Source organism: Leptothrix discophora, from assembly GCF_030705305.1.
Classification (GTDB): Bacteria; Pseudomonadota; Gammaproteobacteria; order Burkholderiales; family Burkholderiaceae_C; genus Sphaerotilus; species Sphaerotilus discophorus.
Window position 1 is genome coordinate 554698 of the sequence record NZ_JAUZEE010000002.1, and the last position, 16727, is coordinate 571424.

A 16727-nucleotide genomic window follows, 5' to 3' on the forward strand; every position below is an offset into this window, starting at 1 on the left:
CCGCCCGGGCCACCGTGACACCCTGATGAAGGGTGTTGCGAGAGGCCCGGTTCGTGTTGCAACCCACCCCCAGTGTTGTGCCTGATGCGTCCCTTGCGGGGCGGGTCGAGCCGCACCGGTCTGCGTCGGGCGAGCGTCCACCTATCGGAGAACCCGTGCTGCCCGTCCTGCCCCCCGCTCTTCTCGCACTCGCAGACGGCACGGTCTTTCAAGGCACCTCGATCGGCGCTGCCGGTCAGACGGTGGGTGAGGTGGTGTTCAACACCGCGCTCACCGGCTATCAGGAAATCCTCACCGACCCGAGCTACTGCCGGCAGATCGTCACGCTGACGTATCCGCACATCGGCAACTACGGCGTCAATCCGCAGGATGTCGAAGCCTCGAAAGTCCATGCCGCCGGCCTGATCATCAAGGACCTGCCGGTTCGTTCGTCCAACTTCCGCCAGTCGGTCACGCTGACCGAGTACCTCGTGGCCGAAGGCACCGTGGCGATCGCCGACATCGACACCCGCCGCCTGACCCGCCTGCTGCGCACGAACGGCGCGCAGAACGGCGCGATCGTCGCCTTCCCGGCGGGCACCGTGATCACCGAGTCCCACCGCGACGCGGCCGTCGCTGCCGCCCGCTCGGCTCCCAGCATGGCCGGGCTGGACCTGGCCCAGGTCGTCAGCCGCACCGAGGCGGTCGAGTGGACCGAGACCGAGTGGCGCCTGATCGGCGACGACGGCCTGCCCGGCTTCGGCCAGCAGACCGCGCCGCGCTTCCACGTCGTGGCCTACGACTTTGGCGTCAAGAACAACATCCTGCGCATGCTCGCCGAACGCGGCTGCCGTGTCACGGTGGTGCCGGCGAAGACGCCCGCCGCGGCCGTGCTGGCGCTCCATCCGGACGGCATCTTCCTGTCCAACGGCCCTGGCGACCCGGAGCCCTGCGACTACGCGATCGACGCCGCGCGCACGCTGATCGAGACCGGCATCCCGACCTTCGGGATCTGCCTGGGCCACCAGATCATGGCGCTGGCCTCGGGCGCGAAGACCTTCAAGATGAAGTTCGGCCACCACGGCGCGAACCATCCGGTCAAGGACCTCGACGACGGCCGCGTCTCGATCACCAGCCAGAACCACGGCTTCGCGGTCGACGCCGCCAGCCTGCCGGCCAACCTGCGGCCGACCCACGTCAGCCTGTTCGACGGCACGCTGCAGGGCCTCGCCCGCACCGACCGTCCGGCGTTCTGCTTCCAGGGTCACCCTGAAGCGTCGCCCGGCCCCCACGACATCGCCTATCTGTTCGACCGCTTCACCGCGCTGATGGAAAAGATGGAGAAGAACAATGCCTAAGCGCAGCGACCTGAAAACGATCCTCATCATTGGCGCCGGCCCGATCATCATCGGCCAGGCCTGCGAGTTCGACTACTCCGGCGCCCAGGCCTGCAAGGCCCTGCGCGAGGAGGGCTACAAGGTCGTGCTGGTCAACAGCAACCCCGCGACCATCATGACCGACCCGGCCACCGCCGACGTCACCTACATCGAGCCCATCACCTGGCAGGTGGTCGAGAAGATCATCGCCAAGGAGCGCCCCGACGCGATCCTGCCGACCATGGGCGGTCAGACCGCGCTGAACTGCGCGCTCGACCTGCACAAGCACGGCGTGCTGGCGAAGTACGGCGTCGAGATGATCGGTGCCAACGAGCACGCGATCGAGAAGGCCGAGGACCGCCTGAAGTTCAAGGACGCGATGACCAAGATCGGGCTCGGCTCGGCCAAGTCCGGCATCGCGCACTCGATGGAAGACGCCTGGGCGGTGCAGAAGGCGATCCAGGCCGAGATCGGCGCAAACGGTGAACATTCGGGCTTCCCGATGGTCATCCGCCCGAGCTTCACGCTTGGCGGCACCGGCGGCGGCATCGCCTACAACCCCGAGGAATTCGAGGAAATCTGCAAGCGCGGCCTCGACCTCTCGCCGACCAACGAACTGCTCATCGAGGAATCGCTGATCGGCTGGAAGGAGTACGAGATGGAGGTCGTCCGCGACAAGGCGGACAACTGCATCATCGTCTGCTCGATCGAGAACCTCGACCCGATGGGCATCCACACCGGCGACTCGATCACCGTCGCGCCGGCCCAGACGCTGACCGACCGCGAGTACCAGCTGCTGCGCAACGCCTCGATCGCCATCCTGCGCGAGATCGGCGTCGACACCGGCGGCTCGAACGTGCAGTTCTCGATCAACCCGCGCGACGGCCGCATGGTCGTCATCGAGATGAACCCGCGCGTGTCGCGTTCGTCGGCGTTGGCTTCCAAGGCGACCGGCTTCCCGATCGCCAAGATCGCCGCCAAGCTGGCGGTCGGCTACACGCTCGACGAGCTGCGCAACGACATCACCGGCGGCGCGACACCGGCCTCGTTCGAGCCCTCGATCGACTACGTCGTCACCAAGATCCCGCGCTTCGCGTTCGAGAAGTTCCCGGCGGCGGACCCGCACCTGACGACGCAGATGAAGTCGGTCGGCGAGGTCATGGCCATGGGCCGCACCTTCCAGGAAAGCCTGCAGAAGGCGCTGCGCGGTCTCGAGACCGGCATCGACGGCCTGACCGAACGCAGCCGAGACCGCGACGAGATCATCGAGGAGATCGGCGAGCCCGGCCCCGAGCGCATCCTGTTCGTGGCCGACGCCTTCCGCATCGGCATGACGCTCGACGAGGTCTTCGAGGAGACCGCGATCGATCCGTGGTTCCTGGCCCAGATCGAGCAGATCGTCACCACCGAAGGCCAGCTCAAGGACCGCACGGTCGAGAGCCTGTCGGCCGACGAGATGCGCTACCTGAAGAAGAAGGGCTTCTCGGACCGCCGTCTCGCCAAGCTGATGGGCACGAACCAGCACCTCGTGCGCCAGGCCCGTCACGCCCTGGGCGTGCGCCCGGTCTACAAGCGCGTCGACACCTGCGCGGCCGAGTTCGCCACGCAGACCGCCTACATGTACTCGTGCTACGAGAACGTCGACGGTGAGTGCGAGGCCGCGCCGACCAGCCGCCGCAAGATCATGGTGCTGGGCGGTGGCCCAAACCGCATCGGCCAGGGCATCGAGTTCGACTACTGCTGCGTCCATGCCGCCCTCGCCATGCGCGAGGACGGCTACGAGACCATCATGGTTAACTGCAACCCCGAGACCGTCTCGACCGACTACGACACCAGCGACCGCCTCTACTTCGAGCCGGTCACGCTGGAGGACGTGCTCGAGATCGTCGCCAAGGAACAGCCGGTCGGCGTGATCGTCCAGTACGGCGGCCAGACGCCGCTGAAGCTGGCGCTGGACCTGGAGGCCAACGGCGTGCCCATCATCGGCACGACGCCCGACTCCATCGACATCGCCGAGGACCGCGAGCGCTTCCAGCAGCTGCTGCACACGCTGGGCCTGCGCCAGCCGCCCAACCGCACCGCGCGGACCGAGGAAACCGCGCTGACGCTGGCCAACGAGATCGGCTACCCGCTGGTGGTGCGCCCGAGCTACGTGCTCGGCGGCCGCGCGATGGAGATCGTGCACGGCGACAAGGACCTCGAGCGCTACATGCGCGAGGCCGTGCGCGTGTCCGAGAAGTCGCCGGTGCTGCTGGACCGTTTCCTCGACGATGCCGTCGAGGTCGACGTCGACTGCATCAGCGACGGCACCGACGTCATGATCGGCGGGATCATGGAGCACATCGAGCAGGCCGGCGTCCACTCCGGCGACTCGGCCTGCTCGCTGCCGCCGTACACGCTGTCGGCCGCGCTGCAGGACGAGCTGCGCCGCCAGACCGCGCTGATGGCCAAGGCCCTCAAGGTGGTCGGCCTGATGAACGTGCAGTTCGCCATCCAGGGCGACGTGACGCGCGGGCTCGACGCCTGCACCGTCTACGTGCTCGAAGTGAATCCGCGTGCCTCGCGCACCGTGCCCTACGTGTCGAAGGCCACCGGCCAGCCGCTGGCCAAGATCGCCGCGCGTTGCATGGCCGGCCAGCGCCTGGCCGATCAGAAGGGTCCGGACGGCCGCACCCCGCGCGAGGTCGTGCCGCCGTATTTCAGCGTCAAGGAAGCCGTCTTCCCGTTCAACAAGTTCCCCGGCGTGGACCCGATCCTCGGCCCGGAAATGCGTTCGACCGGCGAAGTGATGGGCGTGGGTACCACCTTCGGCGAGGCCATGCTCAAGAGCCAGCTCGGCGCCGGCTCGCGCCTGCCGACCAAGGGCACCGTGGTGATCTCGGTCAAGGCCAGCGAGCACGCCCGTGCCGTCGGCGTGGCCCGTGACCTGCACGCGCTCGGCTACACGCTGGTGGCGACCAAGGGCACGGCATCGGCCATCGGCGCCGCCGGCATCCCGGTCAAGGTCGTCAACAAGGTCAAGGACGGCCGGCCGCACATCGCCGACATGATCAAGGCCGGCGAGATCCAGCTGGTGTTCACGACCGTCGACGAGACCCGCACGGCCATCGCCGACTCGCGCTACATCCGCACCGCCGCGCTGGCCAACCGCGTGACCTACTACACCACGATGGCTGGTTGCGAGGCCGCCACCGAGGCGCTCAAGCACCAGGCCGGACTGAGCGTCATCTCGGTGCAGGACATGCACGCCCTGCTGGCCTGAGGCCAGGTGGGACGGCGGTTCGAATAGACTGCCGTTCCAGACGCCGCCGCGGCGCGTTCCCTCGGGGACAGGCCGCGGCGGCGCAGTTTTTGGCCCGTCCGCTTTCCACCCGGAACCCCCGATCCGATCCTCCGCGATCCCACCAGACCGAATCCCATGGCCACCATTCCCCTGACCAAGCGCGGCGCCGAACTGCTCAAGCAGGAGCTCCAGCGCCTCAAGACCGTCGAGCGTCCGGCCGTCGTCAACGCCATCGCCGAAGCCCGCGCGCAGGGCGACCTGTCCGAGAACGCCGAATACGACGCGGCCAAGGACAAGCAGGGCTTCATCGAGGGCCGCATCCTCGAGATCGAGAGCAAGCTCGCGCAGGCGCAGATCATCGACCCGGCTGCGCTGAACGCCGGCGGCAAGGTCGTGTTCGGTTCGACCGTCGAACTGGAGGAAGAGGAAAGCGGCGACGCCGTCACCTACCAGATCGTCGGTGAGGACGAGGCCGACCTGAAGCAGGGGCGCATCTCGGTCGGTTCGCCGATCGCGCGGGCGCTGATCGGCAAGGAAGCCGGCGACGTCGCCGAGGTCCAGGCCCCGGGCGGCGTGCGCCGTTACGAGGTCGTCGACGTGCGCTACATCTGATCGCGATGCTCGCGCGCATCGCGAAACTGCTGGCCGCCCTGTGGCTGGGCCTGGTCGTCACGCTGGGCGGCGTCGCCGCGCCGATGGCCTTCCAGGTGCTGGAACGCACGCTGGCCGGCCAGTTCGCCGGCGCTTGCTTCCGGCTTGAAGCGCAGGTGTCGCTGGGCCTGGCGATGCTGCTGTTCATGCTGCACCGCAAGCTCGCGCAGCAGCAGGCCGAAGCGGGCCTGGGCTCGCGGTTGTCGACCGATCTGCTGCTCGTGCTGGGGGCGCTGTTCTGCACCGTGCTCGGTTACTTCGCGCTGCAGCCGATGATGGCAGCGGCTCGCGCGGGCACCGGCATGTACAGCTTCGGCACGCTGCACGGCGCGTCGAGCCTGATGTTCCTGCTCAAGGGTGGGATGCTGCTGGCGCTGGTCTGGCGAGGCACTGCCACGCCGCAGCGACGAGCGGGCTGAACGGCGTTCGCGCTGGCGGCCTGGCGCCGCCAGCCGATCGACGCTTCAGCCGCCCAGCGAGCGCTTCTTGCTGCTGGTCGCGCGCTTCTTGGCGCGCTTGACGAGGCCACCGGCCGAGATGCGCTCGTTGCCCAGCACGGTCAGCTTCTTGACCTGGGCGCGCTGCGTGCCGCTCTTCGAGAACTTCAGGATCTTGACGACCCGCGGTCCGGGCCGGCGGCTGTCGTCGACCACGACCGGCGCTGCCTTCTGCTCGACCGGCTTCCACAGCACCAGCAGCTTGCCGATGTGCTGGATCGGCGCGGCCTCGAGCTGGTCGGCCAGCGTCGCGAGCAAGGCTTCGCGCGCGGCCCGGTCGTCGCTGAAGACCCGGATCTTGATGAGGCCGTGGGCCTTGAGGGCGGCCTCGGCCTCCTTCAGGACGGCGGGCGTGAGGCCCTCGCCACCGATCATGACGACCGGGTCGAGGTGGTGGGCCGCAGCGCGGTGTTCCTTGCGCTGGGCGGGGGTCAGTTGAATCGCGGGCATCCCTCTATTATCGGTGCGACATGAAGATCAACACGAAAAGCAAGAAGGTCAACAAGGCGTGGCTCAACGACCACGTCAACGATCCCTGGGTCCGGCTGGCGCAGAAGGAGGGCTATCGGGCCCGCGCAGCCTACAAGCTCAAGGAGATCGACGAGACCCTCGGCCTGGTCAAGCCCGGCCAGGTGGTCGTCGACCTGGGTTCCACGCCGGGCGCCTGGAGCCAGTACGTGCGGCGGCGCTTCGCGCCCAAGGAGGCGGGCGCGGGCGGCGCGGCGGTCGGCTCGCTCAACGGGACCATCATCGCGCTGGACCTGTTGCCGATGGAGCCGATCGAGGGCGTGGTCTTCCTGCAGGGCGACTTCCGCGAGGATGCGGTGCTGCAGCAGCTGGTCGACCAGCTCGCCGGCCGGCCGGTCGACGTGGTGGTCTCGGACATGGCGCCCAACCTGTCGGGCATCGAGGTCTCGGACGCCGCACGCATCGCCCACCTGGTCGAGCTGGCGATCGAGTTCGCGCAGGCCCACCTTCGGCCACAGGGCGCGCTGGTCTGCAAGGTCTTCCACGGCAGCGGCTACAGCCAGCTGGTCGACGCCTTCCGGCAGGCCTTCCGGGTGGTCAAGGCGATCAAGCCCAAGGCCTCCCGCGACAAGTCTTCTGAAACCTTTCTGGTGGGCATCGGTCTCAAGGTTTCTTGACAAGGGCGTGCACCGCAAGCCGAACTCGGTGCGACAGTGCACGATCCTTGAATTTGACAGGTCTGCTCCAAGGTGTTTCGGGCCGGTTCGGGTGTAGGGGCTGCACTAGAATCGATCGAAGCTACCGCGTCAGACGCAGTCCGAGTCGGCCCCGGCCGCATGACCCTCCCGGGTCTTCATGAACGTTAGAAGGAGCCGCGGTGAACAATCAATGGTTCTCCAAAGTCGCTGTGTGGTTGGTGATCGCCCTGGTGCTGTTCACCGTGTTCAAGCAGTTCGACCGCACGTCGACCGCGGGCAACCAGATCGGGTATTCGGAGTTCCTCGAAGAGGTCCGCGCCAAGCGGATCCGCGAGGTGGTCCTCCAGGAGAACCCCGGCGGTGCCGACATCGAAGCCCTGACGACCGACGACAAGCGCATCCGCACCACCGCGACCTACCTGGATCGCGGCCTGGTCGGTGACCTGATCAACAACGGCGTCAAGTTCCGCGTCAAGCCGCGCGAGGAGCCGTCGGTCCTGACCAGCCTGCTGATCTCCTGGGGCCCGATGCTGCTGCTGATCGGCGTGTGGGTCTACTTCATGCGCCAGATGCAGGGCGGCGGCAAGGGCGGTGCCTTCAGCTTCGGCAAGAGCCGCGCCCGCATGCTCGACGAGAGCAACAACTCGGTGACCTTCGCCGACGTGGCCGGCTGCGACGAGGCCAAGGAAGAGGTCAAGGAACTGGTCGACTTCCTGAAGGATCCGCAGAAATTCCAGAAGCTCGGCGGCCGCATCCCGCGTGGCGTGCTGATGGTCGGCCCGCCCGGCACCGGCAAGACGCTGCTGGCGAAGTCCATCGCCGGCGAGGCCAAGGTGCCGTTCTTCTCGATCTCCGGTTCCGACTTCGTCGAGATGTTCGTCGGCGTGGGCGCGGCCCGCGTGCGCGACATGTTCGAGCAGGCCAAGAAGAACTCGCCCTGCATCATCTTCGTCGACGAGATCGACGCGGTCGGCCGCCACCGCGGTGCTGGCCTCGGCGGCGGCAACGACGAGCGCGAGCAGACGCTCAACCAGATGCTCGTCGAGATGGACGGCTTCGAGACCAACCTCGGCATCATCGTCGTGGCCGCCACGAACCGCCCGGACATCCTCGACCCCGCGCTGCTTCGCCCCGGCCGCTTCGACCGCCAGGTCTACGTGACGTTGCCGGACGTGCGTGGCCGCGAGCAGATCCTCAACGTGCACATGCGCAAGGTGCCGGTCGGCCAGGACATCCGGGCCGACATCCTCGCGCGCGGCACGCCGGGCTTCTCCGGTGCCGATCTGGCCAACCTGGTCAACGAGGCTGCCCTGTTCGCCGCCCGCCGCAACGGCCGGGTCGTCGAGATGGTCGACTTCGAGAAGGCCAAGGACAAGATCATGATGGGCCCCGAGCGCAAGTCGATGATCATGCCGGAGGAGGAACGCAAGAACACTGCGTACCACGAGGCGGGTCATGCGCTGGTCGCCCGGCTGCTGCCCAAGACCGACCCGGTCCACAAGGTGACGATCATCCCGCGCGGTCGTGCGCTGGGCGTGACGATGCAGTTGCCCGAAGGTGACCGCTACAGCATGGACAAGGAGCGCATGCTCTCGACCATCTCGGTGCTGTTCGGCGGCCGGATCGCCGAGGAGGTCTTCATGAACCAGATGACCACCGGCGCCAGCAACGACTTCGAGCGCGCGACCCAGATTGCCCGCGACATGGTCACCCGCTACGGCATGACCGAAGAACTCGGCCCGATGGTCTACGCCGAGAACGAGGGCGAGGTCTTCCTGGGCCGCTCGATCACCAAGCAGGTCAACGTCTCGGAAGAGACGATGCAGAAGGTCGACAAGGAGATCCGCAAGATCATCGACACCCAGTACCAGCTGGCGCGTCGCCTGATCGAGGATCACCAGGACAAGATGCACGCGATGGCGCGCGCACTGCTCGACTGGGAAACCATCGACGCGGACCAGATCGAGGACATCATGAACGGCCGTGAGCCGCGTCCGCCCAAGGACTGGGTGCCGCCGGCTTCGCGTCCCCCGGGTGGCCCGAGCAATCCGACGGTGACACCGAACGCGACCGCGACGGTCTGAGCACGGCGGGTCCGGCCCAGCGTCCGGACAGCGTCAGACAAAGGAAAGGGCCCGCAAGGGCCCTTTCTGCTTTCCGGTTCCGATGACGAGTTGCCGGACCCCGGCCCGGACGGTCGGGCTCAGCTGTCGATCTTGCCGACCGACACCACCGGCCCGGTCGGCGCACCGGTGGGCGAGCCGCCCGGTGGTTCGATGCTGACGGCGAAGGCCGCGGTGTCCTTGAGCAGCTGGGCGCGTTGCACCGTCGTGCCGCCGCGCGCGGAGACCAGGCCCAGCGAGCGCGGCGCGCCGCTCGGCGGCAGGGCCCACAGCTCGTAGGCCTGGCTGGCGGTCAGCTGCACGCCGTCGATGGGCTTGAGCACGAGGCTGCGGCCATCGGCGCTGACGCTGGCGACGAAGCGGGTTTCGCTCTGGTTGGGCGACAGCACCACGACGACCGGCGGCTGGATCGGCGCGGGCAGGCTCAGCGCCACGCCCAGCCCGATCGCGGCGACGCTGGCCGCCGCGCTCAGGCCCTGCCACAGGCCCAGGCGCTCCCACCAGCGCTGAACCGCACGGGTGACGGCAGCGGCCGACGGTTGGGGGGCAGCGCCTCGGCGCGCGGCGCCGAACAGGTGCTGGTCGATCGCGGTCCAGACGCGCTCCGGCGGCCTGACCGGCGGCAGCGCCTGGGTGAGCGGCATCAGGCGGACCTGCCACGAGCGCACCGCGCCCCGCAGCACCGGGTGCGCCGGCAGCAGCGATTCAAAGCGGCGGCGTGCGCCACCGCGCAGCGTGCCCACGACGTAGTCGGCGGCCAGTCGGTCGGCCAGGTTCGAGCGGCTGTAGTCCATGGCTCAGCTCTCCTGCGTCGCGCCTTGACGCATGCCCAGACGGTCCAGGCAACCCTTGAGCGCCTGCAGGCCACGCCGCAGCCAGCTCTTGACGGTGCCCAGCGGCTGGCTCAGGTGGTCGGCCACCTCGGCATGGCTCAGGCCCTGGTAGAAGGCCAGTGCCAGGCTCTGCTGCTGCTCGGCACTGAGCTGGTCCATGCAGCCCTGGATGGACTGCGCCTGGGCCGCCTGCATCAGCAGTTGCTCGGGGCCGGGTTCTTCACTTGCGACTCGTTCCAGCATGTCGTCGTTGTCGGGATCGCCATCGCCATGCCAGGTCTGGCTCGACACGGTGTCGGGCTCGGCCTGGCGCCTCCGCAGGCTGTCGATGGCCCTGTTGCGGGCCACGCTGGTCATCCAGGTCAGAGCCTGGGCCCGATGCACGTCGAAGCTGGAAGCACTGCGCCAGATGTTGACGTAGACCTCCTGCAGCACGTCCTCGGCCAGCGCGCGGTTCTTCTGGATACGCAGCACGACCGCGAACAGATGCGGGCTGCTGCGTTCGTAGAGCGTCTGGAAGGCGCGCCGGTCGTGCAGGGCGACCCGCGAGAGCAGGGCGGCGAGTTCGGCGGCACGTTCGGCGGCGCGGGCCTGGGCGGCATCGCTGGCGGACGAGGGGGAGGCGGAGGGCGTCTGGGGCATGTCGTCAGGGGGTATCGGTCCATTCTAGGAGGGGGCCGCGACAGGGCGCTGCGTAGAATCTCGCGCATGTCGTCGCCCGCATCCGCCCAGTTCGTCCTCACCCTTTCCTGCCCCGACGTCAAGGGCATCGTCCATGCGGTTTCCGGCCTGCTCTACCAGGCCGGCTGCAACATCATCGACTCCCAGCAGTTCGGCGACGTGCTCGGCGAGGACGCCACCGGCCTGTTCTTCATGCGGGTCCATTTCGAGGCCCCCGATCACCTGGCCGACGCGCTGACGCTGGAGAAGCTGTTCGGCCCGATGCGCGAGCAGTTCCGCATGGATGCCCGCGTGCATGCGCTGGCGCGCCGGCCGCGCGTGCTGCTGATGGTCAGCCAGCACGGCCACTGCCTGAACGACCTGCTGTTTCGCTGGAAGAGCGGGCAGCTGGCGATCGACATCCCGGCCATCGTCTCCAACCACCCCGACTTCGCGGCACTGGCCGACAGCTACGGCGTGCCCTTCCACCACCTGCCGCTGAAGGCCGGCTCCAGCGCCGAGACCAAGCGCGCGCAGGAGCGCCAGATCGAGGCGCTGTGCGATCGCGAGCAGGTCGACCTGCTGGTGCTGGCGCGCTACATGCAGATCCTCAGCGAGGACTTCTGCCACTTCCTCGCCGGCCGGGCGATCAACATCCACCACAGCTTCCTGCCCAGCTTCAAGGGCGCGAAGCCGTATTTCCAGGCCCACCAGCGCGGCGTCAAGCTCATCGGCGCGACCGCCCACTACGTCACGGCCGACCTCGACGAGGGCCCGATCATCGAGCAGGACGTCGAGCGCGTGGACCACACGCTGAGCCCCGAGGACTACACCGCCACCGGCCGCGACGTCGAATGCGTCGTGCTGGCCCGCGCGGTGCGCTGGCATGTCGAGCACCGCGTGCTGCTCAATGGCCGCAAGACGGTCGTCTTCCGCTGACCGCCTGATCCTGCCGCCCCCCAAACCTGACCCGACGAGGCCGACGCCATGAGCCAGACCAAGCCCCTGCAGGCCGCGCTGATGGCCACGCCCGACGACCTCGAGGTCTCGTTCTACGAGAGCCTGCAGCAGGGCGATCTCGACCGGCTGATGTCGCTCTGGTCGGACGAGGAGGAGATCGCCTGCGTGCACCCGGGCGGTCCGCGCCTGATCGGCGCGCCAGCGATCCGCGCGAGCTTCGAGGAGCTGTTCTCGCAGGGCGGCATCGACGCCCGCCCGGCCCAGGTCCGGCGCATCACGCTGGGCGGCACCGCCGTCCACCACGTGCTGGAAGAAGTCCGCGTGCAGACCGAGGAAGGCCCGCGCAGCGGCTATGCGCTGTGCACCAACGTCTACGTCAAGACGCCGCAGGGCTGGCGCATGCTGGTCCACCATGCCAGCCCCGGCACGCCCATCGAGCTGCAGGAATTCGTCGAGTCCTCGACCACGCTGCATTGAGGCCGTCGCCCGTCTATCACCCGCCGCGCTGGCTGCCGGGCGGGCACCTGCAGACCATCTGGTCGGCCCGCCTGGCCCGCCACCACGTCGATCCGAGCGATCCGCCGCGCTTCCGGCGCGAACGCTGGACCACGCCCGACGGTGATTTCGTCGATGCCGACTGGCGCGACGACGGCCAGGCGCTGGCGCCCGACGCCCCGTTGCTGGTGATGTTCCACGGCCTCGAAGGCAACCGCCACAGCCAGTATGTCCAGGCCCATGCCGACCTGGCACGGCGGCGTGGCTGGGGCTTCGTGATGCCGCACTTCCGCGGCTGTTCGGGCGAGCTGAACCTCGCGCCGCGGGCCTACCACTCGGGCGACCATGTCGAGATCGGCTGGATGCTCGACCAGGGGCGCGCCCGCCATGCCGGACCGCTGCACGCGGTCGGCATCTCGCTGGGCGGCAACGCGCTGCTGCGCTGGGCCGAGGAGCGCGGCCATGCCGCCGGCGCGGTGCTGCGTTCGCTGGCGGCGGTCTGCTCGCCGATCGACCTGGCGGCCGGCGGGCATGCGCTCGGGCGCGGCTTTTCGCGGCGGGTCTACACGCCGATGTTCCTGCGCACCATGAAGCCCAAGGCGCTGGCCAAGCTGGCGCAGCACCCGGGCCTGTTCGACCGTGAACGCCTGCTGGCCGCGCAGACCCTGCATGCCTTCGACGACGTCTTCACCGCGCCGCTGCACGGCTTTCGCGACGCCGACGACTACTGGGCCCGTGCCTCGGCGCTGCCGGCGCTGGCCGACATCCGCCTGCCCAGCCTGCTGGTGCACGCGCTCAACGACCCCTTCGTGCCGGCCGACAGCCTGCCGCGCACGCCGCCGGCCGGTGGCCATGTGCGGCTGTGGCAGCCGCCCGAGGGTGGCCATGTCGGCTTCGCGTCCGGCGGCTTCCCGGGCCATGTGCTGGGCCTGCCGGCCCAGGTGCTGGACTGGCTCGCATCGCCGGCCTGAGGCAGCATCGCGGCATGGATGACATCGTCAAGGCAGCGCTGCGCAAGTGGCCCCACGTGCCGGCCTGCCGCGGCTGGCTGGCGCTCGACGCGCGCGGCGACTGGTACATGCGCGACGACCGCGTGCAGGCGGCCGGCCCCTTCCCGCAGGCCAAGGGCAGCCGGGTCGTGCACGACAAGCTGCGCGAGTTCATCGGCCGCAACTACGAGCCCGATGGCGATGGCTGCTGGTACTTCCAGAACGGCCCGCAGCGGGTCTACGTCGAGCTGGAGATGACGCCGCTGGTGCTGGGCGTGCGGCGCGACGAGGCCGGCGGCTTCGAGCTGGCCGACCACACCGGCGCGCGCATCGAGCGACCTGGCCCGGCCTGGCTGGACGAGCACGGCCGGCTCTACCTCGAGACGCCGCGCGGCCTCGGCCTGGTCCGCTCGGCCGACATGGATGCCGCCGCCGACGCGGTGCTGGCCGGTCTCTGGCAGCCGGGCGAGATCGCCAGCGCCAGCCTGCCGGCGCGGTTCGGCTACCGCCTCAGCCCGCAGGCGACGGCCGCCGCCTCAGGCTGATCCCAGCAGCCCGATCAGGTCGCTGAAGAGCCGGCTGCCGTCGGCGTCCACGCCGTCCGGGTCGGCCTTGGCGTCGGTCTGCGCGATCACGCGGGTGTCGGAAGGGCCGGCCCAGACCGGGCTGCAGCGGCCCAGCCCGCCTTGCGACAGCAGGTCGGCCAGCAGGTCGAAGGCGGCCTCCGGTTCGGCCAGCCGGGTCCACAGCGGCGTGCTGTCGGACGGCCCAGACGGCAGCGCGATGCCCAGCCGCGCGGCCATCAGCTCCTGGCGGAAGCGCACGATGCCGGTCGAGCGGCCATGCGCGTCGAGCTGGCGGTCGATGCTGGCGACGTCGCAGCCGCCGTCGAAGGTCATGCCGCGGCGCCGCCAGTGGCTGGTGCCGACCAGCGCGTAGACGTCGTCGACGATGACCACGCTCGAACGCAGCACAGCCGGCCGGCCCGGGAAGCCGATCGGGTGGAAGGCGGCGACGCGCTGGCGGTCCTGCGAGGTCAGCGTCTCGACCGCCGCCTTGCGGTGCGCCAGCGCGGTGCGCACCCAGGGCGCCAGCGCCGGGTCCATGTCCGGCCAGCGCGGCACGCAGACCATCACCTTCAGGCGCGGGTTGGCGGCCAGGCGCGCGCGCAGCCGCTCGACCAGGTCGACCTCGTGCGCGGCCGGCGTGCCGCTCGGGCGTGCGGTGCGGGCGAAGGCCGGGCCCTCGATGTAGACGAACTCGCGCGCCTGCTCGACCGCGCGCAGCAGCGACCAGAGCGCATCGCGCTGGCCGCGCCGGGCGGTGACCATCTCGCGCTGCAGGGCCCGCTTCAGGCGCGCCTCGTTGGCCAGGTTGAGGCTGGGCGCGCCCACGCCCAGCAGGCCGGCCAGCGCGTTGACGGCGGTCTGGATCGAGTCGGCCGGCTGCGGGATCGGGATCGCCGACAGGCCCAGCTCGGGGCTGTCGCAGAAGGCCGCGACGGTCTCCAGCATCACCGCGGAGACCGTTCCGCTGACATCGGCCGGCGCGTCGTTCCAGTTGTTGCCGCCCAACGCCACCAGCCAGCCCGGCGTGGTCGGCCCCAGCGGGATGACCGGCTGGGCGCGCTTGAGCGCATGCAGCGCCAGGTCCTGCGCCAGCTGGCCGTCGACCCGCACGCCGGCCGCGTGCAGGTCCGGGCCGGGCGGGTTGCCGGGATCGCCGCGTTCCGGCCGGGCGCTGCGGCTTTCCTCGCGCCAGCGCGCGCCGGTCAGCACCGCGCGCCAGGCCAGGGGCTGGCTGGCCGCCGGGGCCGCGCCGAGCGCCAGCACGGTGTCGAAGCGGGCCTGGGTCGGCAGGTGCGGTCCGATGCGCGGGGCGCTGGTCTCGTTGGCCAGGCGTCGCACCAGGTCCAGGAAGTTACCCGGCGCCGGGGCGGGGGCGGCGGCCGGCGGGGCGATGCCGAACAGCGAGGCCGGCGCGACCGCCGTGCTGCCGAAGGCTGCCAGCAGGGCGGCGACCGCCGGCCGCTGCAGCAGCGCCTCGCCACCGAAGGCGGCCGGGTCGGGCGTGAACGAGGCGGTCGTGGCCGAGACCGTCAGCTCGATGCCCGAATGCAGCCGCCGCTGGCCGTCGCGCCCGACCGCCACCACGTCGACCAGCAGCAGCGCCGGCGACGGCAGCGGCGCGGCGCTGGCGAGGCCGTAGGGGTTGCGCAGCAGCATCCGGCTGGGCTGGCCGGCCTGGGCCAGGGCCGCGCCGCCGTCGCCGCGCAGGAAGGACGGCTGCTCGCCGTCGATCGCGTCGATCTGCACGAAGCGGCGCGGGTAGACGCGCAGGTGGGTGCCGGCGGGCACCGCGTCGGCGGCGACCGTGACGACGACGTCCAGCCGCGCGTCGGCGGCATCGCCGGGGGCGCGGAAGGCCGCCGCCAGGCCAGCCGTCGCGTCGGCCGAGGCCGGCAGGCCGCCACCGGGGTTGGGGGCCGGGAAGGCCGGCCAGCTGCCGGCCGCGCCAGGGCCGGGCGGCAGCGCCAGCGTCGGCTCGATGGCCGGCGAGCACAGCAGCGCCTGCACGTCCACGCCGGCCGGCGGGAAGCCGCTGGCGGCCTGGGCGCAGGCGCCGAGCACGTCCATGCCGTCGCTCAGGTAGTCGAAGTTCGGCACCGCGTTGCGCACCACCGGCAGCGCGAAGTCCGGCACCGCGCCGTCGTCGCCGGGCACGTTGGCGATCACGCTGTCGCCGCGGTTGCCGCGCAGGTGCCAGGCCAGGTCGACCGCGACGACGCGCAGGAACTGGCGCGGCAGGCTGACGCCAGCGGGCGATGCGGGTGGTGCCAGCGCGCTGCGGGCCAGCGTGCTGTCGTGGGCCCAGCCCCAGTGCAGCGGGTTCGCGGCGGTGCTGTCGGCCGGCGCGTCGCCGCTGGCGCGGCCCAGGCTCATGCCCGGCGGCAGCGTGACCAGGCCGGCGTCGGGCACCGGCTGGATCTCCACCCCGGCGCCGGTGACCACCTTCAGGCGCGCCTCCGGCCGGCTCGGCACGAAGACGCGGCCATGCGGGTCGATCACGTGGATCCGCACGGCGGCCGGCGCGGACGCCACGATGCCGTCGATGCCACCGGCCGCGCCGCGCGCCGGCATGGTCGCGTCGCCATGGCCGAGCGCCGGGAAGGCCGTCAACAGGTCGGCGAACAGCGCGGCCGCCGCCAGCGGGCAGATCGGCAGGCCGCGTGCGTCGTGGAAGCTGACCGCCAGCGAGCCCGGCAGGCCCAGCGGCGCGCCGGCCTCAAGCCAGTCGACCGGCTGCGGCGTGGCCGGCGGCGCGGGCACGCCGTGCACCAGCATCGCCACCGGCACCGGCCGGATCAGCGGCCCGCCCAGGCGCTGCGCGACCAGCCGGCCCAAGCGCCGCGCCGCCTCCGGGTGCAGGCGCAGCTCGACCACCGGGCCGGCCAGCGACGCGCCGGCCACGTCCGCATACAGCGGCGCCTGCGCCAGCGTGCGGTGCAGCGCCTGGAAGGGCGCGCGCGGGCTGGCCAGCGTCAGGCGCAGCGTGTCGGCATCCAGGTCGGTGGCGGACGGCGTGCTGCTGGCCCAGCCGGTTGCCAGCGCCGGGGCGACCAGGCCCAGCGCAGCCAGCCCGCGCGACTGCAGCTGGCTGGCCGCGTCGCCCGGGGTCAGCACGGTCTGGGGGGACATCAGGTCGGGCATGGCAG

At 70.5% G+C, this 16727-nt stretch carries 14 protein-coding genes; 10 read left to right on the plus strand and 4 right to left on the minus strand.

What is annotated here, in order from left to right:
* Window positions 1-155: 155 nt before the first annotated feature.
* The 4 genes from carA to Q8X39_RS06025 all read left to right on the plus strand — a co-directional run bounded on the left by carA (window position 156) and on the right by Q8X39_RS06025 (window position 5708).
* Window positions 156-1337: a glutamine-hydrolyzing carbamoyl-phosphate synthase small subunit gene (gene carA, locus Q8X39_RS06010; RefSeq protein WP_305748726.1), complete on the plus strand. Its 1182-nt coding sequence runs from the start codon at window positions 156-158 to the stop codon at window positions 1335-1337.
* Window positions 1330-4617 carry a carbamoyl-phosphate synthase large subunit gene (gene carB, locus Q8X39_RS06015; protein WP_305748727.1) on the plus strand — a complete coding sequence of 1096 codons (3288 nt, stop codon included), beginning with the start codon at window positions 1330-1332 and terminating at the stop codon, window positions 4615-4617. The genes carA and carB overlap by 8 nt, the downstream gene beginning before the upstream one ends.
* Window positions 4618-4773: 156 nt before the next feature.
* The gene (gene greA / locus Q8X39_RS06020; RefSeq protein WP_305748728.1) at window positions 4774-5250 is read left to right on the plus strand and encodes a transcription elongation factor GreA; all 477 of its coding nucleotides are present in this window, start codon (window positions 4774-4776) and stop codon (window positions 5248-5250) included.
* Window positions 5251-5255: 5 nt separating this feature from the next.
* Window positions 5256-5708 (plus strand): DUF4149 domain-containing protein, encoded by a 453-nt coding sequence (locus Q8X39_RS06025; protein WP_305748729.1) that lies wholly within the window; start codon window positions 5256-5258, stop codon window positions 5706-5708.
* Between the two features lie 45 nt (window positions 5709-5753).
* Here Q8X39_RS06025 and Q8X39_RS06030 read toward each other — a convergent pair whose 3' ends face one another.
* Window positions 5754-6236, minus strand: coding sequence for a YhbY family RNA-binding protein (locus tag Q8X39_RS06030; RefSeq protein WP_305748730.1), 483 nt, complete (start codon window positions 6234-6236; stop codon window positions 5754-5756).
* A gap of 20 nt (window positions 6237-6256) precedes the next feature.
* On the opposite strand from Q8X39_RS06030, the gene Q8X39_RS06035 reads away from it, so the two are divergent.
* Both Q8X39_RS06035 and ftsH read left to right on the plus strand, forming a co-directional pair.
* Window positions 6257-6931, plus strand: a complete 675-nt coding sequence (locus Q8X39_RS06035; RefSeq protein WP_305748731.1) for an RlmE family RNA methyltransferase — start codon at window positions 6257-6259, stop codon at window positions 6929-6931.
* Between the two features lie 200 nt (window positions 6932-7131).
* Window positions 7132-9036, plus strand: a complete 1905-nt coding sequence (gene ftsH / locus Q8X39_RS06040; RefSeq protein WP_305748732.1) for an ATP-dependent zinc metalloprotease FtsH — start codon at window positions 7132-7134, stop codon at window positions 9034-9036.
* Between the two features lie 119 nt (window positions 9037-9155).
* On the opposite strand, the gene Q8X39_RS06045 is transcribed toward ftsH, so the two are convergent.
* Window positions 9156-9869, minus strand: a complete 714-nt coding sequence (locus tag Q8X39_RS06045; RefSeq protein ID WP_305748733.1) for an anti-sigma factor — start codon at window positions 9867-9869, stop codon at window positions 9156-9158.
* A 3-nt stretch (window positions 9870-9872) separates the two neighbouring features.
* Window positions 9873-10550 (minus strand): sigma-70 family RNA polymerase sigma factor, encoded by a 678-nt coding sequence (locus Q8X39_RS06050; RefSeq protein ID WP_305748734.1) that lies wholly within the window; start codon window positions 10548-10550, stop codon window positions 9873-9875.
* Window positions 10551-10616: 66 nt separating this feature from the next.
* On the opposite strand from Q8X39_RS06050, the gene purU reads away from it, so the two are divergent.
* The 4 genes from purU to Q8X39_RS06070 are packed head-to-tail and all read left to right on the plus strand — an operon-like array spanning window position 10617 to window position 13557.
* Complete coding sequence (gene purU, locus Q8X39_RS06055) at window positions 10617-11507, plus strand: formyltetrahydrofolate deformylase (RefSeq protein ID WP_305748735.1); 891 nt, start codon at window positions 10617-10619, stop codon at window positions 11505-11507.
* 48 nt (window positions 11508-11555) lie between these two features.
* Entirely contained in the window at window positions 11556-12005 is a 450-nt protein-coding gene (locus tag Q8X39_RS06060; protein ID WP_305748736.1) for a YybH family protein, read from the plus strand.
* Window positions 12002-12994, plus strand: coding sequence for a YheT family hydrolase (locus Q8X39_RS06065; protein WP_305748737.1), 993 nt, complete (start codon window positions 12002-12004; stop codon window positions 12992-12994). The genes Q8X39_RS06060 and Q8X39_RS06065 overlap by 4 nt, the downstream gene beginning before the upstream one ends.
* A gap of 14 nt (window positions 12995-13008) precedes the next feature.
* Window positions 13009-13557, plus strand: a complete 549-nt coding sequence (locus Q8X39_RS06070) for a DUF2946 family protein (protein ID WP_305748738.1) — start codon at window positions 13009-13011, stop codon at window positions 13555-13557.
* Here the strand turns inward: Q8X39_RS06070 and Q8X39_RS06075 are convergent.
* Window positions 13549-16722, minus strand: coding sequence for a phospholipase D-like domain-containing protein (locus Q8X39_RS06075; RefSeq protein WP_305748739.1), 3174 nt, complete (start codon window positions 16720-16722; stop codon window positions 13549-13551). The two genes, Q8X39_RS06070 and Q8X39_RS06075, sit on opposite strands and share 9 nt — an antisense overlap.
* Between the last annotated feature and the right edge of the window lie 5 nt (window positions 16723-16727).